The 24485-nt window shown below is 49.8% G+C and carries 20 protein-coding genes and 1 tRNA gene; 8 read left to right on the top strand and 13 right to left on the bottom strand.

All coding sequences use genetic code 11. From position 1 onward, the window contains the following. Positions 1-125 precede the first annotated feature (125 nt). The gene (gene secF, locus OC187_RS02210) at positions 126-1034 is read right to left on the bottom strand and encodes a protein translocase subunit SecF (protein WP_262997499.1); all 909 of its coding nucleotides are present in this window, start codon (positions 1032-1034) and stop codon (positions 126-128) included. A gap of 192 nt (positions 1035-1226) precedes the next feature. Between secF and OC187_RS02205 the strand changes: the two genes are divergently transcribed. Further along, positions 1227-1556 carry a YraN family protein gene (locus tag OC187_RS02205; RefSeq protein WP_263008550.1) on the top strand — a complete coding sequence of 110 codons (330 nt, stop codon included), beginning with the start codon at positions 1227-1229 and terminating at the stop codon, positions 1554-1556. Between the two features lie 25 nt (positions 1557-1581). Here OC187_RS02205 and hemA read toward each other — a convergent pair whose 3' ends face one another. The 3 genes from hemA to OC187_RS02190 form a co-directional block, all read right to left on the bottom strand. Continuing rightward, entirely contained in the window at positions 1582-2790 is a 1209-nt protein-coding gene (gene hemA, locus OC187_RS02200; protein ID WP_262997501.1) for a 5-aminolevulinate synthase, read from the bottom strand. A 196-nt stretch (positions 2791-2986) separates the two neighbouring features. Further along, the gene (tyrS, locus tag OC187_RS02195) at positions 2987-4231 is read right to left on the bottom strand and encodes a tyrosine--tRNA ligase (protein WP_263008549.1); all 1245 of its coding nucleotides are present in this window, start codon (positions 4229-4231) and stop codon (positions 2987-2989) included. Between the two features lie 32 nt (positions 4232-4263). Then, positions 4264-4339 (bottom strand) — tRNA-Lys (locus OC187_RS02190). A gap of 194 nt (positions 4340-4533) precedes the next feature. On the opposite strand from OC187_RS02190, the gene glnA reads away from it, so the two are divergent. The 3 genes from glnA to OC187_RS02175 are packed head-to-tail and all read left to right on the top strand — an operon-like array spanning position 4534 to position 7981. Beyond that, the gene (gene glnA, locus OC187_RS02185; protein WP_263008548.1) at positions 4534-5949 is read left to right on the top strand and encodes a type I glutamate--ammonia ligase; all 1416 of its coding nucleotides are present in this window, start codon (positions 4534-4536) and stop codon (positions 5947-5949) included. Between the two features lie 20 nt (positions 5950-5969). Further along, a complete protein-coding gene (gene mraY / locus OC187_RS02180) occupies positions 5970-6989 on the top strand; it encodes a phospho-N-acetylmuramoyl-pentapeptide-transferase (RefSeq protein ID WP_263008547.1) in 1020 nt (339 codons plus the stop codon). 8 nt (positions 6990-6997) lie between these two features. After that, positions 6998-7981, top strand: a complete 984-nt coding sequence (locus OC187_RS02175; protein ID WP_263008546.1) for a polyprenyl synthetase family protein — start codon at positions 6998-7000, stop codon at positions 7979-7981. Between the two features lie 129 nt (positions 7982-8110). Here OC187_RS02175 and OC187_RS02170 read toward each other — a convergent pair whose 3' ends face one another. The 5 genes from OC187_RS02170 to polA form a co-directional block, all read right to left on the bottom strand. Then, a complete protein-coding gene (locus OC187_RS02170; protein WP_262997506.1) occupies positions 8111-10177 on the bottom strand; it encodes a hypothetical protein in 2067 nt (688 codons plus the stop codon). A 160-nt stretch (positions 10178-10337) separates the two neighbouring features. After that, positions 10338-11057: an ABC transporter ATP-binding protein gene (locus OC187_RS02165; RefSeq protein WP_262997597.1), complete on the bottom strand. Its 720-nt coding sequence runs from the start codon at positions 11055-11057 to the stop codon at positions 10338-10340. 4 nt (positions 11058-11061) lie between these two features. Then, the gene (locus OC187_RS02160; RefSeq protein ID WP_262997507.1) at positions 11062-11856 is read right to left on the bottom strand and encodes an MlaE family ABC transporter permease; all 795 of its coding nucleotides are present in this window, start codon (positions 11854-11856) and stop codon (positions 11062-11064) included. A gap of 3 nt (positions 11857-11859) precedes the next feature. Further along, the gene (gene rpe, locus OC187_RS02155; protein ID WP_396124700.1) at positions 11860-12585 is read right to left on the bottom strand and encodes a ribulose-phosphate 3-epimerase; all 726 of its coding nucleotides are present in this window, start codon (positions 12583-12585) and stop codon (positions 11860-11862) included. Positions 12586-12727: 142 nt separating this feature from the next. Next, entirely contained in the window at positions 12728-15283 is a 2556-nt protein-coding gene (gene polA, locus OC187_RS02150; RefSeq protein WP_262997508.1) for a DNA polymerase I, read from the bottom strand. A 364-nt stretch (positions 15284-15647) separates the two neighbouring features. On the opposite strand from polA, the gene OC187_RS02145 reads away from it, so the two are divergent. The 3 genes from OC187_RS02145 (at position 15648) to recF (ending at position 18116) form a co-directional block, all read left to right on the top strand. Next, positions 15648-16043, top strand: coding sequence for a hypothetical protein (locus OC187_RS02145; RefSeq protein WP_262997509.1), 396 nt, complete (start codon positions 15648-15650; stop codon positions 16041-16043). Positions 16044-16443: 400 nt separating this feature from the next. Continuing rightward, the gene (locus OC187_RS02140; protein ID WP_262997510.1) at positions 16444-16593 is read left to right on the top strand and encodes a hypothetical protein; all 150 of its coding nucleotides are present in this window, start codon (positions 16444-16446) and stop codon (positions 16591-16593) included. Positions 16594-17000: 407 nt separating this feature from the next. Next, on the top strand, positions 17001-18116 hold the full coding sequence (gene recF, locus OC187_RS02135; RefSeq protein WP_262997511.1) for a DNA replication/repair protein RecF: 1116 nt from the start codon (positions 17001-17003) through the stop codon (positions 18114-18116). Between the two features lie 745 nt (positions 18117-18861). On the opposite strand, the gene OC187_RS02130 is transcribed toward recF, so the two are convergent. The 3 genes from OC187_RS02130 to OC187_RS02120 all read right to left on the bottom strand — a co-directional run bounded on the left by OC187_RS02130 (position 18862) and on the right by OC187_RS02120 (position 22254). Further along, positions 18862-20043, bottom strand: a complete 1182-nt coding sequence (locus OC187_RS02130; RefSeq protein WP_262997512.1) for a P44/Msp2 family outer membrane protein — start codon at positions 20041-20043, stop codon at positions 18862-18864. Positions 20044-20064: 21 nt separating this feature from the next. Next, positions 20065-21246, bottom strand: a complete 1182-nt coding sequence (locus OC187_RS02125) for a P44/Msp2 family outer membrane protein (RefSeq protein ID WP_262997513.1) — start codon at positions 21244-21246, stop codon at positions 20065-20067. A gap of 576 nt (positions 21247-21822) precedes the next feature. Continuing rightward, complete coding sequence (locus OC187_RS02120; RefSeq protein ID WP_262997514.1) at positions 21823-22254, bottom strand: hypothetical protein; 432 nt, start codon at positions 22252-22254, stop codon at positions 21823-21825. A gap of 448 nt (positions 22255-22702) precedes the next feature. Between OC187_RS02120 and OC187_RS02115 the strand changes: the two genes are divergently transcribed. Further along, positions 22703-23227 carry a hypothetical protein gene (locus OC187_RS02115; protein WP_263008545.1) on the top strand — a complete coding sequence of 175 codons (525 nt, stop codon included), beginning with the start codon at positions 22703-22705 and terminating at the stop codon, positions 23225-23227. Between the two features lie 241 nt (positions 23228-23468). On the opposite strand, the gene OC187_RS02110 is transcribed toward OC187_RS02115, so the two are convergent. Then, positions 23469-24476 carry a hypothetical protein gene (locus OC187_RS02110; RefSeq protein ID WP_262997517.1) on the bottom strand — a complete coding sequence of 336 codons (1008 nt, stop codon included), beginning with the start codon at positions 24474-24476 and terminating at the stop codon, positions 23469-23471. Between the last annotated feature and the right edge of the window lie 9 nt (positions 24477-24485).

Here is a 24485-nt window from a genome sequence, read left to right as displayed (position 1 = left end):
AAACTATCCACCACCGTGCCACATCCACATGTAGCAATCCTAAGTAGGCATGAAATACTTGCTGCGCGCAAGGACACCCCCAGCCTTTAGCGCCATGTATCCAACAAATTTACCTCAAATGGCAATCATGATCGCTGCTGGTCTAGGACCCTTTGCATACTGCTTGCAAAGGGGGCAGTGGCAACAAATGTGGAAGAATACGTTCCTACAACGATACCGCAAAACGTTATGATCCCTAGGTCGCGCACAGCTCCTTCACACAACAATATGAGGGGCACAGAAGCTAGCAGGGTGGTACCAGACGTGAGCAGAGTTCTGGACAGAGTAGAGTTTATGCTGGCGTTTATAATACTACCCATGTCTTTGTAGCACATGTTTTTGTCCCCCATGCACTCCCTGATCCTGTCGTATATAACCACAGAATCATTAACCGAATAGCCAATAATCATCAAAATCCCAGCAGTTGCCGGAAGGCCAAATTCAATTCCAGTGGCGCTGACCATTCCCATGGTAATAACCACATCATGCATCAGAGCTAGGACCCCCCCAACCGCAAACTGCCACCTGAACCTGCAGCATAGGTACAGAAACATGCCGGCCAGGGAACATAGCACAGCTATGACCCCCCTCACTATCTGGTCTGCACCAACTTGTGCGCCTACGTAATCCAATCGTTTGTACGTTACCGGGCCCATTTTGTTCAGCACATCTTTAATCCTGCTCAGCCCGTTAGACTCACCAGCGCCGCGAAAGACAACCATAAACTCCCGACCGCTATCTCCAAAACTTTGAACCGAAAGCCCACTAAGACCAGCGTCCGCAAGTGCGGATCGAACGCCCTCAGCGCTCGCACGCCCTTCATCAAAACTAAAATCCACGACTGTGCCGCCGGTGAAGTCAGTACCCAACACTACGCCTTTCAGCGCAATCAGCAACAATGAACCCAGCAGTAACGCAGCACTTAACAGCAAGGCACACTTCCTTCGCGCTATGAAATTAAAATTAATGTCATCGGGAACGATGCGCAGGACCATAGCCAATGCAGCGAATGCTCTAGTCCCTCAGTCTATGTCATTTCGCCTTTATGTTCAAGGTAAATAGTTCGGAGGTACCAACTCGGGCACATATTGCAAATATCTATTGTGAAGGTGTACAGTACGTGCAGAATTACCCGGCTGGTTGATCTGTATATGCGCGTTGGCAGCAGAAATAAGGCGCGAAATTTCGTGGGTCACATTGGAGAGCTCATGATTTTACTTCTGCACAAAATGCAGCTTCACAAAATACTCCGCCGCAGATACCGATCCCCTATAGGGGAGATCGACCTAATAGTGCAAGACAGGCAGATGCTCTACTTCATAGAGGTAAAAGCTAGCACCAATTCACAGTTTCGCGAGGTGCCCCTCACAGCCAAGCAGCGCAACTCTATAGTTAGGACGGCAAGATATTTTCTCTCGCGGCACCCACAATTTGCTGAGCACCAGATCAGCTTCGAAGTCTACTGTGTTTCCCTTACACACGGCATAACCCGTTTCTCCAATGCATGGCAGGAATAAGACACCAGGGACACACTAAACCCAGCTACGCATAACTTTTGACCAGTGGAATAGAGAACTGATGAAACACCTTGAGCAACCCATCAATCAGATGTTCAATCATCTCATCCGTGTGGAACGGCGTGGGCGTTATTCTGAGCCTCTCCGTACCGAGTGGCACAGTTGGGTAGTTGATTGACTGTATGTAGATTCCATGGTTACGAAGTAGGGCTCCAGAAACCCCTTTACAGATTTCTGCATCACCGATGATTATGGGAATTATGTGCGTATCAGTCATGACAAACTCTATGCCTGCGCGTAGCATGGCGTTTTTCACCTTGTCAACAACCTGTCTGTGCTTTTCTCGCTCCACATTGCTAACTTTGAGGTACTCCACACTAGCCCTGGAGGACGCAGCAATTAGCGGGGAAATAGCAGTGGTAAAGATAAAACCCGGCGCAAAACTTCGGACCACATCGACTAGGGCCTTTGAGGCCGCTATGTATCCGCCCATTACCCCAAAAGCTTTGGATAAAGTGCCCTGTATCACCGATATCCTGTCAGCCAAACCTTCACGTTCGGATATCCCCCCGCCACGCGCCCCGTAAATGCCAACTGCGTGAACTTCATCTAGGTATGTAATGGCATTGTATTCACTCGCTAAGTCGCAAATTTCTCTAATGGGGGCCACATCCCCATCCATAGAGTATAATGACTCAAATAAGATGATCTTGGGACCTGGACCGGTAGCTGCTAACAGGCTTTCTAGGTGCTTGACATCGTTGTGCCTGAAGATATGCCTCTCACGATTACTTGACCTTATACCCTCAATCATGGAGGAGTGATTCTTCGCATCAGAAAACACAACTATGTCGGGAATCATTGACAGAATGGTGCTTATGCTGGTCTGATTTGCAACATACCCACAAACAAATGTTAGGGCAGCCGGCTTGTTGTGCAGATCCGCAAGAGAACGTTCCAGCTCTACAACCTCCTTGGTAGTGCCAGAAATGTTCCTAGTACCGCCAGCACTAATGTTTACGCTGGCATCACGTGCTGCAGAAAGCACATGTTCGTTTTGGCTCATCCCCAAATAGTCGTTGCTGCACCACAGCGTTACGACTTTTTCGGTTTGGCATTCTATGGCGTGCGGGAATTTCCCAGGAATGCGCCGAAACCCAGTAAACTCCCTGTATCTGCCCTCCTCCTTGATAGCTTGTATCTTCTCTGCAAACACCTTTTCGTAATCTATCATGGGAACTGACCCTACATTGACCAGAAAACAATAACACTAAGCGTTGCTTCTTACCACAACACACTGAAGTCCTATTGCCTTATAGCCACACACATCACACCGCGTGCACTTGGTGGCACAAGAACGTTGCACCCACAACAACCTAAGACAGGCGTCGGGAGCCTTTATGCAACACTAGAGGGGCCACACTCTTGCACTACCCCTCTACAACAACTTTCAGACGGCGTTTTTTACCACAAAACACCGTTATATATCCACCATTGCATTCAAAATCTTCATGAGTTAATGTGCGATCAGCATCCTCTATAGTAACCCCATTGATCTTACAGCCCCTGCCTTTTATGAGGCGCTTCCCCGCACTAATGCTTTCCTCCAGCCCAGCCAACTGCAGCAGCTTGGCAATTGATATGCCCTGATTCAAAAATTGTCTACTAAGTGGAAATCTCGCTAGCCCCCCATCATCTTCGCGTTCAAACACTTCCATAGCTGAGTTTGCAGCAACAAGCGCGGCATCTCTGCCATGACATATGCCAGTAGCCTCAGTCGCCAGGATCTTCTTCGCTTCGTTGATTTCCTCGCCTCTTAAATGCTCTAGCTCAACAATTCTACTCATGGGCAATTCGGTGAAAAGCCTAAGCAGGAGACCCACCTCTGTATCAGGAACATTGCGAAAATACTGCCAGTAACTGCTTGGATCAAACATTGATGCATCAAGCCATACAGCCCCGTCTGCAGTTTTACCCATTTTCTCTCCGGTGCTCGTAAGCAACAGGTGTGTGGTCAAACCATAGAGCTGTGGTAACCCCAGTTTCCGCCCTAGATCAATGCCATTTACAATATTGCCCCATTGGTCAGCGCCACCTATCTGTAGCACACATCTGTGCCTTCTGTGCAACTCTATAAAGTCATACGACTGCAACAGAACGTAGTTGAATTCCAAAAAACTCAAGTTTTGGTCCCGGTCCAGGCGGCTCCGGACACTATCGAGGCCTAACATTGCATTTACAGAAAATTTGCTGCCAATTTCCCGTAAAAACTCCAAGTAGCGCATCTCGCTTAGCCACTCAGCGTTATCTGCAACAATAACACTATTGTCCTGGCACAGAAACTTACTGATGGTCCCTAGTATCCCAGCCTTATTAGTTGCAATTTCCTCTTCGGAAAGCATTGTCCTGGTTTTGTCCTTCCCGGAAGGGTCGCCAATTTTTGTAGTGCCGCTACCCAACAACACAGCAACTCTGTGGCCATACTTTTGAAGGTATCTCATAACCATAATCTGCATCAAGCTCCCGATATGGAGGCTTTTTGCAGTGCAATCAAACCCTATGTACGCAGTTATCGACTGCGATTTCATCAACTCGTCCAGTGCAAGAGCATCAGTACACTGGCGAAGATACCCCCTGACCTGCAGCGTATTCAAAAACTCGGACTTGAACCCCATAAGCCCTCACCAACTCCGACAGCACCAAGCACTGGTGGTCCCGGCGCGAATCGAACGCGCGACACGGTGGTTAAAAGCCACTTGCTCTGCCAACTGAGCTACAGGACCCAAGAAGACGCTGAAAACAGCATACCACGCCCAATGGTAACTTGTTTGCCTATGGAAGTCAAAAGTCTTAACGGTCTTTGAGCGCATACTTCACAACAAATATGCTTACAATTCGTACTGGTTGTTTTTACCTCTTGTCAGGACACGGAAAATTTACTACACTGCGCCCGCGCTTTTTTTTTGGGAGTTTTGTCGTGTTTGTGTGTGCAGAAGATTTACTGGACTATATTGCAAAAAATTCGGTTAAGTTTGTGGACTGGAGGTTCACGGATCTCCGTGGTGCATGGCGCCACATAACATACAGTGCCTCTGCGGTGGGTGCTGACGTGTTTTCCCTTGGTATAACCTTCGATAGCTCTTCAGTCACGGGGTGGCAACCCATAGATAAGTCGGACATGCTTCTGGTTCCAGACGTCAGGACCGCGTTTATGGATCCATTTTCCTCCCAGCCGTCTCTGGTAGTAATTTGCGATGTCGTAAGCCCGCGTTCACGTTCTGACTATTCCTGTGATCCACGCTTCACTGCACGCAAGGCGCAGGAGTACATGCTGTCATCCAAAATCGCGGACGTGTGCTCCTTTGGCGTTGAGCTGGAGTTTTTCGTTTTTGACCGCGTGTGTTTTAGTGTAGACCCCTATCACACATACTTTCAGCTAGCTGGCCAGGAGGAGAGTGGCGGAGCTGGCACTCAGGAGTCCTCCTCCCCAAACCACGGGTACAGGATGCAAGCAAAGGATGGGTACTGTAAGCTGTCACCGGTAGACTCCTCGCACGACATACGCTCGGAGGTGCTTTCCGTGCTACATGAGGTTGGAATTACGCCGTTGCTGCACCACCATGAGGTTGCCGCAGCACAATGCGAAGTTGGGTTTCGGTACGCGGGGTTTGTAGAAAGCGCAGACAACGTACAGAAGTGCAAGTATGTGTTGCGCAACGTGGCGGGCTCCTACGGTAAAAGCGTGACTTTCATGCCAAAACCTGTATATGGTGATAACGGTAGTGGCATGCACTGCCACCAATCTCTGTGGAAAGACAATAGCAATTTGTTCCACGGAAACAACAAGGGAATCTCCGAGCTGTGCTTGTACTACATTGGAGGCATAATGAAGCACGGTAGAGCTTTGAGCGCGTTTGCAAATCCATCAACCAACAGCTACAAGCGTTTGCTGCCAAATTTTGAGGCTCCAACTTGGCTGGCGTATTCTCATGAGAACAGGTCTGCAGCAGTACGGATACCGCACACTCCAGGCAACAGCCCAGCAGCTGCAAGGATAGAGGTGAGATTTCCAGATCCTCTAGCAAATCCGTATTTATGCTTTGCATCACAGCTTATGGCGGGGCTAGATGGTATTAAGAATAAGATCCTCCCCAAGGAGGTTGTGGGCAGTTTGTACAGCGCGGACCCACAGGTAACACGTGATTTGTTATCCATACCCGCATGCTTAGAGGATGCGCTGGAGTCTTTGGATGAGGACCGGGATTTCCTCCTACAGGGAGGGGTTTTCGCCAGTGAACAGATAGACTCCTTCATACAGATCGGGAAATCAGATATTGACAGTTTGCGCTCATATCCGCATCCTATGGAGTTCAGGAATTACTACGGACTCTAGAGGCAAGGTTGTGTAGCACAGTGGTGGGGGTCGCAGCTTCGCAGTACTTCTACTGTTTTTGCTTGTCGGCAATCCTGGGATTCGCGATGGCGCCCAGTGTCATAGCTGCACTGCGGAGTATCCAAAAAGGAACAAATCCTGTGCGCAGTTGCCTTCCGGCGGAACATGTTATCTGGAAAAGGGGCACACCGTCTATGGGCGGCATCGTTGTGCTCCTACCGTGCTTAGTGTCTGTAGCGGTGTTCGGAAATCTAAAAAGTTGGGATATATGGGTCATACTGGCAACTTTGATCCCCTCGGCAATACTTGGAGGAGTGGACGACTACCTGAAATTTACTAGGCAGAACCCCGAAGGTATTGGGCTAGGAACGAAGTTGGCCGCACAACTGCTGATAACGTCATTAGTTCTAATTTGCCTGTCGTTCATTTCTAACGACTTTACCAGCACACACGTATTCTCCAAAGAATTGACAAGCCTGGGGTGGATGTATATTCCTTTTGCCTATATAGTTATAGTGGGGTCGTCGAACGCTGTGAACTTGACGGACGGGCTTGATGGGCTTGCGACAGTGCCAATTATAACCTCCGCTGTGGTTTTGGGAATTATAGGCAGCTTGTCGTCAGCATTGGACGCAGGAACTGCGTCGGTCGTGACCAGCGAGAACATACCTTTGTTTTGTGCAGCGCTTGTCGGCAGCGCCCTGAGTTTTTTGTGGTTCAACGCGTATCCGGCTAAGGTATTTATGGGAGATTTGGGCAGCCTGCCTATTGGGGCATCACTGGGGTTAATGAGTGTTATGCTGAAGTGCGAGTTGATTTTCGCAATTGCGGGTTCTGTATTTGTAGCAGAGGCGCTATCCTCCATGATACAGGTGGCTTTTAAGCTCACAAAAGGGCGAAAAATTTTCCTGGTAGCTCCTGTACATCATCATTTTGAAAAGCTGGGCCTCAAAGAGCCCACCATCGTTATTAGAGCGTGGATTATTGCCGTCTTTTCAATGGTCATGTCTCTAGCGGCCACTACTTATGTTTATCGTTAGTGGGAACCGTGTCAGACGCTTTTAGTAGGACATTAGAGGAGCTCAAGAATTTGGTATCGGAAGATCTCAAGGAGATGGAGAAGCTCATTATAGACGCGGGCAACAGCGAAATTTCATATGTTGCGGATATAGTCAGTCACCTCATGCTCTCAGGAGGCAAGCGCATACGGCCAATTATGTTGTTCGCAACCTGCAGAATGCTGGAACTAAATGACAGGCGCAAAATTCACATAGCAGCCGCTATAGAGTTTATACATAGCGCAACCTTGCTGCACGATGATGTAGTGGACCAAAGCGACCTGCGTAGAGGTATTAGAACATCAAACAGCCTATGGGGGAATAAAGCAAGTATTCTGGTAGGAGACTTTCTACTGGCCATGGCTTTTCGGTGGGTCGTCGCATGTAGAAACTTTGAGCTACTCACCGTATTTTCCGAGGCATCTCGCACAATAATCACAGGTGAAATCCAGCAAATGACGTACGGCACAGATCTGAACATGACACGTGAAAAATACCTCGAAATAATATCAGCAAAAACTGCTGCCCTGTTCGCTGCAACGTGCGAGTCCGCAGGCGTTATGTCAGAAGTCTCGCATGATAAGCGTGAGGCACTGAGAGATTGGGGGCACAATTTTGGCATAATATTTCAGATTGTAGACGACCTACTCGATTACACGACACAACGTGAAGAGTGGGGAAAAACATCCGGGCAAGACCTCAGCAACGGGCAGGTGACACTCCCCTTGATCATAGCACACGAGGGGGCAGATCCTACGACGAAAGAGCTACTAAGGGGCGCTCTGGCTGGCAAGCCCTCGGATCTTAAGGCAGCGTACTCCTACATCGCGTCTCTTGACATCGTAACAAAAGCCACGCAGTTCGCCACAGATTATGTAAATGCCTCTCGCAGATTCTTGGACCCATTCCCAGACTCGCAATATAAGTCAAAGCTTGATGCACTCCTACACAGCGCGCTACAGAGGCAGTTTTAGTGTACTCTACATTGCACCTCTTTTGTTTTGCTGCCCTCCGCGCAGAACAGCTTAGTGACTAGGTTATTCTTCCAACAGCCGCTGTGACACCACGGGCACACCGGATTGGCGGATGCAGCAACTCCAGAATTAGGATATGCCAGCAACATAGCCCACCCTTACTCCGGCAGAGGGCTCCGTAATAGCAGGCATTGACACCTCAGCAGTAGTTGGTGCGCCGCACGCAAGCACTGGACCAGGAGCCTCCACCCCTACGCGTGGTGAATTCCCGGCAAGTGCACGCTCTCCATCGTGCAATATACCAAGTATATAGCTTTCCGAACCGCGTTCGAGTTTTAATATCTCACGCGTAACGTTCATCCTCTCCAGCAGACAGTAAGCACACAAAGCGGTGCACAGCAGAATCGCGGTCCAAGAAAAGCCAAAAATTTGCCAGAGCTTAACATCGGGTGGTGCTTGGCTGCCCATAAAAATACCTACAAAGATGCACACCAACGTGACTACTCCCCCACCCAAAAGTAAGTAGCAGTACACCGCAAGTGCCGCACGTTCTTTATTGTAAACACCCTTGGCGTGCAGAAACCCTTTACATAATTCGGTGTGATCGCGAAAAAACTTTGAGGCTGGTTTGCACATCGAACACATCACTGCAAAAAAGCAGTTAACCACCGTGGTATACGTGTCATATGGCCACTCCTCGTTACTTTTGGCCGCGCTACTATTGAACCGCTTGCGTGCGTAGTCTGCACATATGTTTACCCTTCTGATGTATGCATTATCACTTAGCACATAACCCATTACTTCATGCGCCGCTGCCTTTGCACCGAGGTGCTTGTGCTTGCTAAAACTGAAGAGCTCACCGAAACGGTCACGTATCAGGCCATCGAAGAGGTTGGACTCGGCATCAGATTCCGCCCTTATGCTGTCTAACCTTTGTTTGCAGTAGGCAAAAAATTCTTGTGCGGGAGCGAATGCCTCATATTGTAACAATGCACCGGTACCACGGATTCTGGCATCCTTTGCACGCAACATACGAAATATACTATAAAACCTGCCATTGAAGCTCCTAAGACGCTCAGAGAGTCCATCCGAACTCTCCAGGCGTCTTCTTAGCACTCTAGAAACTGAGTGGAGATCCATCATTTTGGGATCGCTACGGCCATCTAGCCAGCATATGGCATTCCTTAGCTCCACGTTCGACTGCTTAAACGCTGATCTAAATCGCATACAGTCTTCACTAAGCGAACAAAAAAGCGCGTAGTAAGGCACTCCAGCAATAAATTCTTGAAGCAAAGCTGGCTCCCCTGGCACGTCAATCTTATCAAGGCGTGAAAGCACGTACCTTACTGCACCCTCGGAACAATACACAGAGCTCAGTGCGTAGTGCAGAGGACCATTACCTTCGCGGTCCTTAAGCACCGTAGAAAGGGAGCTGTCAGTGCACTCCGTGCGAAAGCGCCGCATCTCCTGCGCAATCAAGGGGCGTATGATCTCAGTCATAAATTGCGCCTCGTGCATACCACCACACATTGACAAAGCATAGTGGATGGAGCGTGCACCACGACCATCAAGCGCATACCTAGAAAAACCCAACAGAAACTTCTTTATGACCCCCAGTATGAGACCTTGTCGCTCTTTATTGCCCGTATTCATGAAGTACTGGATGCACAGCATGTAAATGAAGCTCCTGCGCACTTCCGTAGAGTCACCATTACAACTGTGGATACAGACGTGCTCCTGCTGCAAAAATTTCTCCACGTTGCGCACAAACACCTCGTGTGTAATTTTCCCCCTCTTCATAGATGCTAAGCGTGCTTGCTCAATTTTGTCCGCAATTATGCCTATGCATTCAATGATCGCAGGAATACGGCGGTCCCTTCTCGATACGAGATCCACTTCATCCGGTACGCTGCCAGCCCGAACCGGAGCACCCTTTATGGTAGATTGCTGCCTACGGGTTGCAATCGCACCTGAACCTGACGCCTCGCCATTGCCGCCATAAGTTATTGCAGAGCGCAGCATAGTCCACAGATCACTGAGCACGCCATGCTCCTGGACACTAGGCAACATAGCATCTAAAAGGATGGAGAGCGGACTATCGTCGTCACGACACGATAAGATGGCTTCGGCTTGCATTCCCGTAAGCGTGCGTATAAAGGCAGGCGCGCACCCATCCAGATCTACGGCATTCCACATTTAAAGCCCATACGTTGTGTCGAGGTTACCTAATGCATCAAGCACAGAGCCGTACATAAGCGGGTAAGTATAATATGCCGGGAGTCTTATCCGCCAACGGAATATTTTTCGGGTTACACAGCGGCGCCACAGCCCGCAACATAAATTTGTGCGCCGACTATCAGGAAGCGAGGCGCATAAACTTTATAACGTAGGGATCTCTGCTGTTTTTTATGTCATCGACCCCCTCACAAGCGATGATCTTACCGTCCTTCAAGACTGCAACCTTGCTAGCTATTTTCATGGCGCTGTCAATGTCGTGAGTTATGGTTATAACGGTGAGTTTAAACTCATCGTGACACCTAGCAATAATATCATTCACCACATCTGACATTATAGGATCTAGTCCAGAGGTCGGCTCATCCAAAATCATGATTTTCGATCTACCAATTATCGCGCGAGCAAGCGCCACTCTTTTTTTCATGCCGCCAGAGAGTAACGCAGGGTAAATGTACATGATGCTAGAATCCAGGCCTACCATCTCCAGCCCAAGTGCTGCAAGCTCCTTAGCCCTACTTTCGCTGATACCCAACCTCCTGCGGAAATTAAAAACCACATTTTCCCATATAGTAAGGCTGTCAAACAGGGCACAGTTTTGGAACAGGACGCTAAAATCCTTCGTATTCCCTTTGTTTTGCACCACATCTACACCATCCACCACCACACTGCCAGACGTGGGAACCATCAACCCCAAAATTACTTTTGTTAGTACCGACTTTCCACTACCGGACTCCCCCAGTATCACCAGAGACTCCCCCCAAGAAATGTCGAGATTGACGCCCCTCAGTACTTCCTTACCGCGGAAAGACATGTGTAAATCAGAGATAGATACGGCATACATGGCATTATGCATAAAGAGCTGTAATCGCGTAGTTGAGTAGTACAATAAGCATGGAGGACGTAACAACGGTGTTGGTTGTTGCAGCGCCGACTCCTCTAGCGCCTCCACTGCAGTAATATCCGCTGTAGCAGCCAACAAGTGAAATCACAAAACCAAAAGATGTTGCCTTGACTAAACCTTCCACTATATCTTTGAGACGCAAAAATTCTACAACACCCCCCAGATATTCATGTGAATCGTAGCCTAAACCCAAAGTGCCAACCGCATATCCACCGAATATACCTAAAAAGTCTGTGTATATGATGAGCACGGGCATGGCGACCATAAGAGCAAAAACCCGCGGGATTACTAGATACTGTAGTGGGTTGGCCGCAAGAGTGTCTAGAGCATCGATCTGTTCAGTAATACGCATCGTTCCTATTTCCGCAGCAACAGCAGCGCCAACCCTTCCCGCAACAATAAGCCCTATCAACACGGGACCAAGCTCCCGCACTGTAGCGACAGTCACTATACCAGCCATGAAGTGTGCAGCAACCTTCCCTCCCCCGACCACCAGGGTATCCTGTAGCACCAGCGCACCACCTGTAAACAGTGCGGTAACCCCAACAATGGGGAGAGAAAAAAACCACATCTCAAAAAACTGTTTTGCCGCTACTCGGAAGTAGTAAGGCGGGGTGATGCCATAAACTGAAGACCGCGCAAAAAAAATGGACATTCTGCCAATTGGCACCAACAGTTCAATGAAATACCCACCAATGGCGGCAAAAACCATGCAGACAGCTTTCAATTCCAACCTCACGTACTACCAAAATGATTTCAAAGTCCTTACAACCTCAAACATATTACCGGACTTAAAAAGTGATGTGCCCACAACCACCACGTCCGCACCTGCGCTCATAACAGAGCCAGCATTTTCAGTAGTCACACCCCCGTCTACCGATATTTTAGTGGATAGAGAATACTTTTCTATCATTTCACGTATTGCCTCTATCTTACGCAGTTGCGATGCAAGAAATTCCTGGCCTCCAAACCCCGGATCCACGGACATCACAAGCACAAGATCCAACTCGTGTATTATGTACTCCAAGGCACTGTGGTGGGTCTTAGGCACCAAAGAAACTCCTACTTTTTTCCCACAGGCTTTAACTTCTTTCACAAACCTATGTAGATGTACGTCTGACTCCGCATGCACAGTAACAATGTCGGCACCCGCATCAATTACACCCTGCAGGTGGCAGGCTGGGGATTTTACCATTAAATGCACATCTAACACCAAGTTGGTGCACTGCTTAATACCAGCGATCACCACGGGCCCAAAGGTCAGGCTGGGCACAAAACAGCCATCCATCACGTCAATATGCAGCCAGTCAGCGCCAGCAGCCTCCACCGCGGCAACCGATGAACTAAGATTTGCAAAATCAGCGGAAAGTATGGAGGCGGATACGACCGTGGCTTTCGTGGCCTTCGGGTTCACTCCCCCAGAAGTTTTGCGGAACTCTCCTCTACTATCAGACAAGGCAGCAACCACAAAATACGATCCTCGCGCATTATAGCTCTTAGATCACGTCTTTCAAGACGTAACCAAGTAACACAAAATTGCACGTGGCAGAGCCGGTAATTTATGCTCTAACGAGTGCACAAAGTTTGCGCCCTCAGTCGCTAGACGGGTACTACACAGACTCCAATTTCGTCATATCACCCCAACTTGTACCAACCCCTATGTCAACCACAAGTGGCACAGAAAAGTTCGTAACAACACCTTCCATCACCTCCTTTATGAGCTTCGCAGCCCTGTCTACCTGATCCTCGGGAACTTCAACCAGCAGTTCATCGTGCACCTGCAGAATTATGGAACCAACTGTAAGCTGGTTGTGTAAGTTTATCATCGCTTTCTTTACAACATCAGCAGCGGTACCCTGTATTGGAGCATTTATGGCAGCGCGCTCTGCAACACTCCTGACAGCATGTTGGTTGCTATCCATCCCAACAACGTAGCACTTTCTGCCAAATACCGTCCTGGTATACCCGTGTTTCCTCGCATAGGCCTTGATTTCCTCCATGTAGTTTTTTATCTCGGGGTAGGCACCAAAGTACTGGTCTACATATCGGCTTGCCTCCTGTTTTGTGATACCAACGTTTTTTGCCAACCCAAAGGGACTCATACCATATATGATCCCAAAGTTTATAGACTTTGCTCTTCTTCTAAGATTAGGATCCTCCGCATTGTCACCAAAAATCTGCTGCGCGGTTACCTGATGGATATCTCTTCCCTCAGCAAACGCGTCCCTAAAGGCTCTGACCCCCGCAATGTGAGCCATGATTTTAAGCTCCATCTGCGAGTAGTCTGCAGAGATTAGCTTATGACCTTCACGTGCCACAAATGCTTTTCTAATTTCACTGCCCTCTTTGCTCCTGATCGGTATATTTTGCAAGTTGGGGTTACTCGAGCTTATTCTCCCAGTAGCAGTAGCAGTCATAGAGTAGTTTGTGTGTACCCGCTTTGTGCCAGCTTCCACCTGTCTCAGTAGAGCATCAACGTAGGTGCTTTTGAGCTTGGAAAAGTGCCGCCATTTGAGAATTTTATCTGCAATCTCTACTCCATCTGCAGCAAGCTCTGTAAGCACTTCAGCGTTGGTAGAATACGATCCTGAGCGCATTTTCCTTGCACTGCTACTGAGCCCCATTCGCCCGAACAGGAGCTCTCCTAATTGCTTGGCGGAAGCAATATTGAATTTGCATCCAGCAAGATCATATACTTCCCCCTCTAGTGAGCGTATAGAATCGTGAAAACTGTGGGAAAGCTGTTTTAAAATCTCGGTATCTACCTCGATGCCAACCTCCTGCATTTCATAAAGGACGCGCGCAAGTGGTCTTTCAAGCCGGTAATAGACCGTAAACAACCTTTCCGATAGCAGTTTTCTCTTCATAGCAGAGTGTAACTGCACAAAGACGCGGGCCGTCGCGGCCGGACATTTTTTATTCAGGTAACTGCGAACTATGCTATCCAAACCGTGGTCACGGCTCCCCGCATCCAGGCTGTAGGACATAAGCATAATGTCATCAAACGCACCTAGATCGGGAAAATGCCTCATAATGAGCTTAGCATCATATACAATCTTCAGCACGGCATCTGAAGTAAAAATCTCCTTAGCCTCCTCCATAAACTGCAATACATTTTCCCCACTTACAGAAAGCGCGCATTCTTCGTCACAAGCAACTGAAAGCCTGCTGACGGCTCCGTTTTCAATTTCCGCATAAAAAGCCAGCAGCCCTTTATCTCTACACCTACCCAAAAAGGTTGCCGTGTCCTCTTCTATCTGGGCTGGGATTTCCTCCATCCCTTTTTGCTGCGACGGGACCTCCAGAGAAATCTGATAATACCTTGCGATTTTCTCTAGCAAGGATTCAAGTTCGTATTTCTGCAAGAAAGCGAGCAATTGTTCGTTCTCAGGGAGTTTTTTTACGTATTTATCTAGCTCTCCATCAAGTTCAACTTCCCGATTCAGCAACACTAAATCCCTAGAAAGTGTCGCCTGGTCTGCATGCTGCATTAGCATTTCCCGACATTTTTTTTGCTCCACTTGCTCCACACAATTCAGGACGTTATCAAGAGATCCGAACTGATTGATGAGCTTTGCTGCAGTCTTAACCCCAATGCTAGGCACACCCGGAATGTTATCAGAAGCGTCTCCAGTCAGGGCCAGTACATCTAGTATTTTGTCCGAAGTCACACCAAACTTATCCAGCACATACTCATTGGTAAGGTACCGATTCTTAATGGGATCAAAAATATGCACGTTTTTCCCCATAAGCTGCAGTAGGTCTTTGTCCGCGGTAATTATTTGAACCTGGACATCTTCAGATGCATACTTCGCGCTTAGCGTAGCAATAACATCGTCTGCTTCGTAATGAGGCACTGCCTCACTTGCAATGCCCAACGCACTTACCGCCTCCCGCAGTGGGGAAAACTGCCTAATTAAATCCTCCGGTAACTGTGGCCGATTCATCTTGTATTGGGGATACATGGTGTGGCGAAAGTTTTTTGTTCCCGTATCAAAAACTACAACCAAGTAGTCAGCATCGTGTGAGGTAAGGTGCTTCAAAAGAATGTTAATAAACCCATACACCCCTCCTACGGGTATGCCACGCGAAGTATAAAGCTGTGGCAGCGCATAGTACGCGCGAAACAGGAACCCATAGGCATCAATCACAACAAAACTCGCCATTTTCCTAAACCCCTTAAGCACCCCCTAAATAATGCAAAACGTACAAAGTCTCCAGCTCGTTATTCGACGAAATAATCGTCAATTGGGCAAAGGCCGAATCCACACACTCGCAACAGAGGGGATGATAATGGTCTTGATCCATTATACATACGGTCCACACATCAAAATGCATGCCACGAAAACACAGCCAGAGGCGCTATCCACCAGGCAACGTCGGCGGTGGTTCCCGAGTGTGGCCGTTTCATTAAGAAATTCCAAACTGTTGTGGTTGAAAATTTCACTATGTTTTCACAATTTAGGGTTGGTTCAACGTCGTCCAGCTACAATCCTAGGTCGTTCCAAACGCAGAAGGGGAGTTCAGTTCATGTCAGAAACTATTGGCAGTAAGCCTAAAAATAGCGCCAAGAAGGCAGCAAAATCCGTAGGCAGCGGGCTCGCGTCAAGCACAAAGAAGCGTACTGCTGCGTCATCGAAGGGCAACGCTACAGCGAAGAAGAGCACAAGTGTAAAGGCAGTAGCATCCAAAGCAGTAGCGTCAAGAGCGGCATCGCCTAAGGCAACAACGTCTAAGGCGGCATCGCCTCAACAAAGTCGCCCGGCGGCAGCCGCGTCTCGGCCGACCATCGGCGCCGCAAGACAGCACGTCGGCCGCCACAGCGTCGAGAAGTGGTGCAAGGGGCATTGCAGCCTAGTGGTAGGACGCCTCAGGCACTTGTGGGGTGCTGCTTTGTCATTTATTAGGGCGCAGCTTCCTAAATAGAGGAGGATGGCAGCAATCCTCAACGCTTGGGCCTGTGGGTCTAAGGTTCTCTGCAGGGAGGAGGGGGTATCCGCGCACGCGCCATTTGGTGCTGGGCGCTCTATAGAGCCGCGGGACGCTCTTGTGTGGTGATTAGTTTAGGAGCACGGCGCCAGCTGTTTGAGCTCACACAGGAGGCTGCGCTTTTCTAGCGCTCATCTGGCACTCGGTGCACAAGGCACGGTGCATCAGCATTGTGGCAGCGCTGGCCTTTGGCGCCTTCCATTTGAGTTCGCGAAGGGAGCCACAGACGTCGGTTCTAGCGCACATCTGGCCCGTTTTGGGTTGCAAATATAGCCGGTTGCGTGCAAATCTCTTGACATTCTTCACCCTTTATGGTGAAACCCTAGGATGGTCGCTTATGGTTTTGGCCACGAGCAAACTCTGGAGTATCGCAGTGGATGGAGAATTTCAGCACAAAAGGCGAGCAAAAAGTTACGCGCTGCTTGCGCTGTTGCTCGTACTCGTGGTTGTGCTATTCTTTGTATCCATCGTCAGAGTAAGGGTCTAGTGTTGGGCATGCAGGTCAAGCTGTGGGCGTTTTAGGACGGGGCGCGGAGTCCTCTGTGGGTGCTGGCTGTTGCGGCGAACGCGTGCGCTCTGCCTTAAACTCTAGATCTGAGGCTATGGAAGGAACATGCGTGGCTTGCACCCAGGTGGACCACAACGTTGCCTCTACGACGCGTCAGCTTTTAGTGTGCACCGGGGCTCCTTTCAAGGCTCATAATCAAGTAGGCACGCAGGCAACTTCGCAAGAAGGCAAAATTCAGCAAAGCGAGCTCTCGTGCGGTACCGCCACATTTTCGCAGTCAAGATGGAACTCAGTACGATACGTGTCTCGCAAAACAAAAAATAGATCTCGCACGGCGCAAGAGGTTATGCTTGCACGGCGCTCGTGGCTGTTATAACAACTTGCATATGTCCTCCAGTCCGCAGTCATGCATCAAGAGCATAAAGTTGTGCAATTTCCGGAATTACACAAAAGCGGAACTCGACAGCCAAGGTAGCCCGGTTGTTTTGCTGGGCGAGAACGGGTCAGGTAAAACTAATGTTCTGGAGGCAATATCCTTACTGTCAAAAGGCTCAGGATTGCGGAACATAGGTGCCGACTGTATGCAGAATCATAAATCAGAAACTCCCTGGGGGGTGCATCATACGGTCCTTAGCAACGGAACACAATTTTCGGTAAGCATAACAAAGCACGAGAGCAAACGCCGCTTATCCATAGATAAAAAAGCCAGCTGTTACAGCGCATTACACGACATACTGTGCATAGTGTGGCTCATACCACAACTTGACCACATTTTGTTGAAGGCGCCGTCAGAACGCCTTAGATTCTTCGACAGAGTAGTGCACATATTTGATAAAGACTACTCCTCACACATGATAAAGTACGAGAAGGCAAAGCGCGACAGGAAGAAAGTCCTACATGAAGCCCCACAAAACCTTAACTGGCTCACCAGCTTAGAAAGCGTAATGGCATCCAGTGGCGTACACATAGCGCAAACCCGGCTCAATGTACTCAAGATTTTACAGCGCACCGCATCAGACAATGACATTGACTCCCCATTTTTGAAGTTCGCAATACACCTGGATAGCAGGGTTTTTGAGTTGCTAGATGATCAAGAACGCGCAGTGGACCGCTATTTACAGCATATGGAAGAAAGTAGAGCCAAAGATGCGTCCGGACAGTTGACCTCTTTCGGCATCCATAATGATCAATTCCAAATGTCTGATGTAAACAAAAACATAATGGCAAGCAGCTGTTCGACTGGTGAACAAAAAATCTTACTATTATCGTTACTGTTGACTGCGGCGATTTCAAAACGCCGGATACACAACCAGGCGCCTATAATGCTGCTAGACGACATCATGTCTCACCTGGACAACGTCCACAAGGAAGAGCTTATTCGTACCATAAAAGACGTGGGGTGTCAGACATGGATTACCGACGTCGATGGCAAAAACTTCGCAGGGTTGGAAAAACACTTCAAGTGCTTTCACATAGCCAACAACAGTATAAACCCCATGTGAGGTACGGGTTGTAAGCTTTTGCGACACTATAATTGGAGGACCAAACCCAGCCTTCTCGGCCAGCTCATCCAAAAGCGCCAAACGACACCTCCCCCTGAGCGCACACATAGCCCAAAAGCAGCAACTGGCCAACTCCGAGCGTCCACTCTCATGTGCTGTGCGACCAGTGTTTAACAAACTCGTGGAGCACTGGCTAGATTCATCCCCAACAACCACAAAGTAATCTTGCGAGAGAATCGAAGGCCACACCATACTTATGCAGCCTGTACAAAACTCCCAGGGAAAACCATACCGACAGCTGCGCAAGCATACACAGAATCGCCAGGGCACAGACACGGTGAAAGCTTCTCCTACACGTCCCCAACGGCAAGCTCACGGTCATTGGAACTGCAAATCAGCTAGGATAGCCATAACCACCCTCGACACATGCCTCATTTGCAGCTGCCCAGCCATTCCGTGGCCTCGTGAATCAGCTACCGCATCGCACACCCCCGGCTGGGTACGGCCAATCACACCCAGAACGAACGTGCTCCTAGGACCAACAATCAAACCTCCGGGCACGCGAAAACATCTCCAAGGGGCTAGGAGCAACCCACATCACCGACGCTTGACAAAGCAACGGCGACACCGGAGAGGAGCCGCCGATATAAAACTTGAGTAAAGCCCCGCAACATCTCCAATACCCGGAGGCCCCCGGAGGAGTTCCCCCGCCCACTACTGCCGGGCCGCGGCGGGGCGTAGCAACCTAGAGGGAAAACCTCACACCAGCTTCCCCAGCCAAGTAGTGCAGCCCAAAAGACACTGTAGCCTTGATATTGCTCTCCCCGGTATACTCACTATAACCAGATGACTCAGACAGTGTCATAACAGGGCAGCGGTCTTTGTAGTTCACAATCCTGCGGTAAACGCCACCAACAAAAACCCTAGCTCTAGGAGAAATTTCATAGCTCGCACCCAGCTTAGCCTGATACGTGAACTCCGCTGAGTTGCCACCCGCTACCTCAACAAAACTTAGGCCCGCACCAATACAGCCATACGGAGACAAGCTACCAATAATCCCAGTCGTAACGTCATAGCAGTAGTTTGCACCAATTGTATTGGCGGTAATGCCCTTAATCTCAATCTTGTAACCGCCAACACGACTGACAGCCTCACGCATCATCACCTGCTGCTCGGACTTAAACTCCTCTCCACTTGCCTTTACTGCAAGGCCAAGCAAGCGCAGAGCAGCCGTGGATCGCGTATCACGCTGCCTATTACTATTACCATACATGCGCCCATATGCCGCGGCAATAATACCAACAGCCTTTCGCCTTTCGTCATATTCACTCAGTAGAGTCCCTTGCCCCCTCGCGTTGGCGACACCAAAAGCATCAAGCAGCCCCATAAACTTATCATGCCACTCGCTAGGAGTGCGGCCATCCTGTAGAGCCAGCACAGCCGGGCCGCCATAACGCCCCGCTATCGCCTGCGCGACCCCATCATCTACTAGAAGAAAGACAGAATCCCCTTTAGCCCACTGCCTACCACTAGACTTGGAAATAGGGAACCTTTCATGCACGGTTTCAAATTCCAATCTACCCACAGAGCAATGCGCCCCTATACTTCCTCCAACACCCCACAAGCTGCTGCGCTTGAATTTGACTGAATACCCCGAAGCGCCATATCCAGCCCAATCAAAATCGAAGGGAGATATGTTCTCGTTACCAGAAGCATCCTTTCTATAGGGCAGGGTAACGTGCGCCGCACCGGAGATTCCTGTATGAAAATCCTCAACGCTCCCAAGCGAGGGAGCAAGCCCAAAGCTCAAGTAGAGGCCAGTTCCACCACGATCATCAAGCGCTAAGCCAGCACCAACGGCGGACGAACTGCCGAACGCAATCACAGCCCCAGCTAGAACCGCACCCCACAAAGACCTAGTAACCATATCCCACACCCCCTACACATCTTAAATCAAAAATCGCAAGCCGATCTCCCCGGCAAAGTAAGTAACCCCGAAAGAGAGCCGTGCCTCACCTTTTACACCCAAATCTGCCACCACTGCTCCGGCCTTACCTCCAACAATAGGAGTAACAGGCACACCGAGGTCGCAGTCCAGGGTCCTACGTACGGCACCCCCAACAAACACAGATGCAGCTGGGGACAGCCTGTAGCTCACACCAAACCTCGCCCCGAGGGAAAACTCAGCTACACCTTCCCCGGCCGCTTGCACAAAGCCAGCCCCCATACTGGCACAACTATATACTGTTGCACCCTGGGCGATAGCGATTGTCGACAGATTTGATAGCGCGAAGTCGCGGCAACCCGCAATTTCAACTGTAGTCAGCTCAATTGCAGGAATGTCAATAATCTCGCTCCTGCTGCCGTAACTACCATCGAGAGTACTCAGAACCAGCTCTTTATCACCCGATGGCAAGTGCGGCCACACCCTGGGCAGCACCTTTTTTAGCAGCGCATCCAGCTTAGAGGTAAAGCTAGACGGCACGTCTGTTCTTTGCGCTCCTCCTGGCGTCAACAACGCCGACCCCATGAGATTTATTGACAGGTTCGCCTCCGCAAGATCCTCGCCCAGAAGTCCATCCAGGCCACGCCTTAAGGATTTAACGAGCTTATCAAGTTGATCTTTGCTCATTGTGCCGTCGTAGACAACACGCGGAGACCGCCTGGTAAGGTCCGCCTCCGGCCCAAGCAACAGGAACCAAGCATCTCCCTTCTTCCAGCACCTGCTACCAACCTTAGCAATAGGAAACTCCTCCCGAGCAACTTCAAGCTCAACTCTAGAATTTTCAGACAGAGCATAGCCAATCGCCCCGCTGACCCCGCGTAGGCTAACATCCCGAAATTTCACCGGAGCATCGCCGGGCGCACCGCCCACCGTGCCGAACCAGTCAAAGCCAGACCACGAAAGTGCCTCACTACCGCAAGCATCCTTCCTATAAGGTAGAACGTACCAGGTATTCCCGGGAGTGCCAACGTAAAGGTCCCTAGCACCCCCCCACGACGGCGCATAGCCGAGACCCAAGTAGAAACCGGAACCCCCGGCGAGCCCAGCGGTGAAGCCGGCACCAGACAACAAAAAGACAGCAAACAGCAGCACTACAAAAGTAGCACCAACAAAAGACCTAAGCACACCCCCTCCGAGCAAAGAAACCGCAACAACGCAAGCAACCCGGACCCGCGTACAACCTCCACGTACACGAAAATCGTGACAAATGCAATCAAAAATGTAAGCATACTCCGTTTAATTCTAGTAAACGTGGCATTCAGCTCGGGTCGCTTGCCTAACAATACACTTGGCACGCACTTGGCGCGCACAAATCGTAATGTCCGCGGTGTACTGGCAGCACGGGCATAGTTCCCAGATATATCTAGACCGGGCAAGATCGGGGACGCAGCAGCACCGCGCGCAACCCCAAACAACTGATGTAGAGAATCGAAGCGGACAGGCCAGCGCTACGCGCCAGCCCAGATAAAACCAAGTGCTAAAAAGGGCCCCGGCCCCCGAAGGGGGCTGCAGTGCGACGTATCAGGCTAGGAGAAGCATCACTACTGCACTGCAGCCTCCCACTGGGGACGGGCAGACCCCCGCAGGACAGGTTCGGCACCGATTTTCATCACAAAGCCTCACGCCACAGGTACCCACGGGGGGCCGGGGAACCTACGCAGACTCTGGAGAGAGCCCCACCCGTTCTGGTGCAGTTTATCGTCACTCAGCCTTTTTCTCAAGAGAGACTACTATGTCGTAGCAGCCTTCTTGGGTACGGAACACCAGAGTATCTCCGTCACTATGACCAACAATGGGGTGCCCCACGTACACAGACTTCGAGACATAGGCCCCATCAATGTTGACACCATTAGGGCGGCTACGTTCTCCGCAAGAGAAATCCCGGAGAGTAATTTCTTCCTGCCCATCTTTGTTGCCAACGTGTATGTCGCCATAGATCCAGATTTCCCTGACAACGGTTTCGTCATCGGTAACCCTTGTGACGTTGGACGATAGGGACATATCACCATCCTGGTAGTCATCAAAATACAGGCCCACAGGCACAGAGTATTCCCCGAAGCTGCATCCGTGCGTACCGCCTACAACGCCGGTCACAGTTACAGACGCTACAGAGTAATCGCCGAACTCCACCATAGACACACTCCCTAAATCGAAAAACAACCCGCGCAGGGAACTACAACAAAAAGCCAGTTCTGTAAAGAAAAATCTCAAGTTTTACAACTAACAAGACGTGCGTGGTGGCCTTCTCGCCGCTGTAGTGTACTACGCTTCAGCCTCCTCGGCCATCGCCACACTTTTCTCATAACACACTTTTGCAGTGTGGCGTGTATGCATGCCTCTCCTTCAGAATCGCAAGCGATGTTAGATGGAATACCCACAACTACACCGTTAGAAGTGATATGCAGATTCTCGGATAGCACGGCACCGTTTGCGCATGTAGACGCCGCCACCTCGATCATTGAGGAATCACTAACGTACCCGCAAAGTTGGGTAAAAGTGTGTATACACACTTGTTTGCCAATGTCACAATAACGTGTTACAGTGGCACGGTGTTGATTATAGAATGCTAGGGAGTTTGCGTATGTTGTTCGATATAGATATAGAAGTAGGTGGCGAAAGGCTGACTATGCAAAAAGTCACAGTAGACGAGGACAGTGGCTCCTTCAACGCCTGCGCTTGCAACGGTAACCAGCAAAAGCGAGTTGATGGAGTGTGGTCATCTACATATCTCGTCATTTCCGTGGGCGATGACGTGATTGGAGAGTGTAACAAAGCTTGTGCAACAGACAAGGAGATCACTAAGGGCCACATGTATGTCTTCGACCAGTGGGCTGATGAAGTAACGCTGAAAAACGGGCAAACCGAATTGCACGCTAATTTCGATAAGGCAAGCGGGGTCATGAAGTTTTCGTTCGAGGATGGTGGCGACCTCATAGAGTTCGTTGATGCGACCGAGCCAACTGTAGTGAAGTTCAAAGCTCACGGAGCAACCGAGAGTAGGGGCGATGCTGAGACAACAACCCGGGGCGACACAAGCGGGGATGGAAACACTGGTGTCAGCACCGATAGTAGTAGTAGTGATCGGGAAGAAGACGCACGAGAATAGTGCGGTTTTGTTGGTTCTTTCTTCCTTGCCTTTGATTGGAGCGCCGCATCTCGGGTGTTGAGGCCCCTTGGTTCGCCAAGGGGCGCGGCTGCTGAGTTTGGCGGCGCGTGTTTTGCTGGGGGCGTGCCTTTGGTAGCAGGGGCGGTGTCTGGTGTGCCTCCCTAAAGTTCGCTGTGCTGCCGTGGCCTGTCGCGGGGGGTGCCCCAGCTAGACTTTCCCTTGAGGTACACCGGTCTGGTATCTAGTCGTTTATTATGTTCTTCAACTGGGAGCCAAAATCTCTGTTCAGCTTGGCGAACCCCTTAGTCAGCACCGGGGGCACTCCAGAGAATTCTCCCTTTTGTTCCAGCGCATCCTCCAGCCGTCCCAGAGTTACAGGATCGCAGGTTTTGTTGCTCAGACAGTGAAGTATGTTCTCGACCGTCCTAGCAACGTCTTTGTATTTACTCAGGGGATGAGCATTGGGATAATTCGCGATGCTGCGCACAACTTTGAGCTCATTGCTAGCCGAATCCCAAAATGCCAGTCTGATCATCTGTTTTCGTGCCAGCTCTTCATCTTCCCGCGGTACGGCCCCTACTTTGACCAATGCATTGCTTAAAGCCGCAAGAGTGTCACAAACTCCTTCTACGTGGGATATCCTTATGGATCTGCTTTTCGCATCCGTGGTGACAGAGCCAACAGAGCCTTGCCTACACAGGACCTCCACAAGTTTTTGACTCGGCCCCGAAGAGAAGTCAAGGTACTGCTCAGACACGGGAGAAAGGGCAATAGTGTCTTTTGATATGCTAACAGCATAAGAGAGGCCGGATCCAGATTCCAAAATTACTACTCCTTCCGTATTCAAATTACATGCCTGCGCCATCATTTCCGATAGTACTCCAACCTTGAAGGTAAAACCGTGGTTTAGCATGTGATTGATCATGGCACTCACGCTGTGGTAAGTAAATTCCTCATCGGGAACAAGCTCGACGCGATTCCCCTCATGGTAGGATATAGATACACCATGGGAGAATATGGCCCTCGAGGCAACACCAGCGTCCAGCGTGGTGAACCTCTCCTTCAGATTTTCCACGTGCTGTGCATCAGAAAACGACAAAACCACTTTTTGCCTATCAATAGCAGAGTATGTTATCACATCTATACTTGTGTAGGTTGAGTGGAGCATTGTGAGCGGTTTATTATTAAGAAAAAAATAATTTAAGTGCTCAACGACATAGGAACTGCCCGCTTGCCCGAACTTTAACATGTACCCCAA

Source organism: Anaplasma capra (assembly GCF_025628805.1).
Taxonomy (GTDB): domain Bacteria; phylum Pseudomonadota; class Alphaproteobacteria; order Rickettsiales; family Anaplasmataceae; genus Anaplasma; species Anaplasma capra.
The sequence above is the reverse complement of the archived record's forward strand: the minus strand, read 5'-3'. Positions and strand labels throughout refer to the sequence as shown.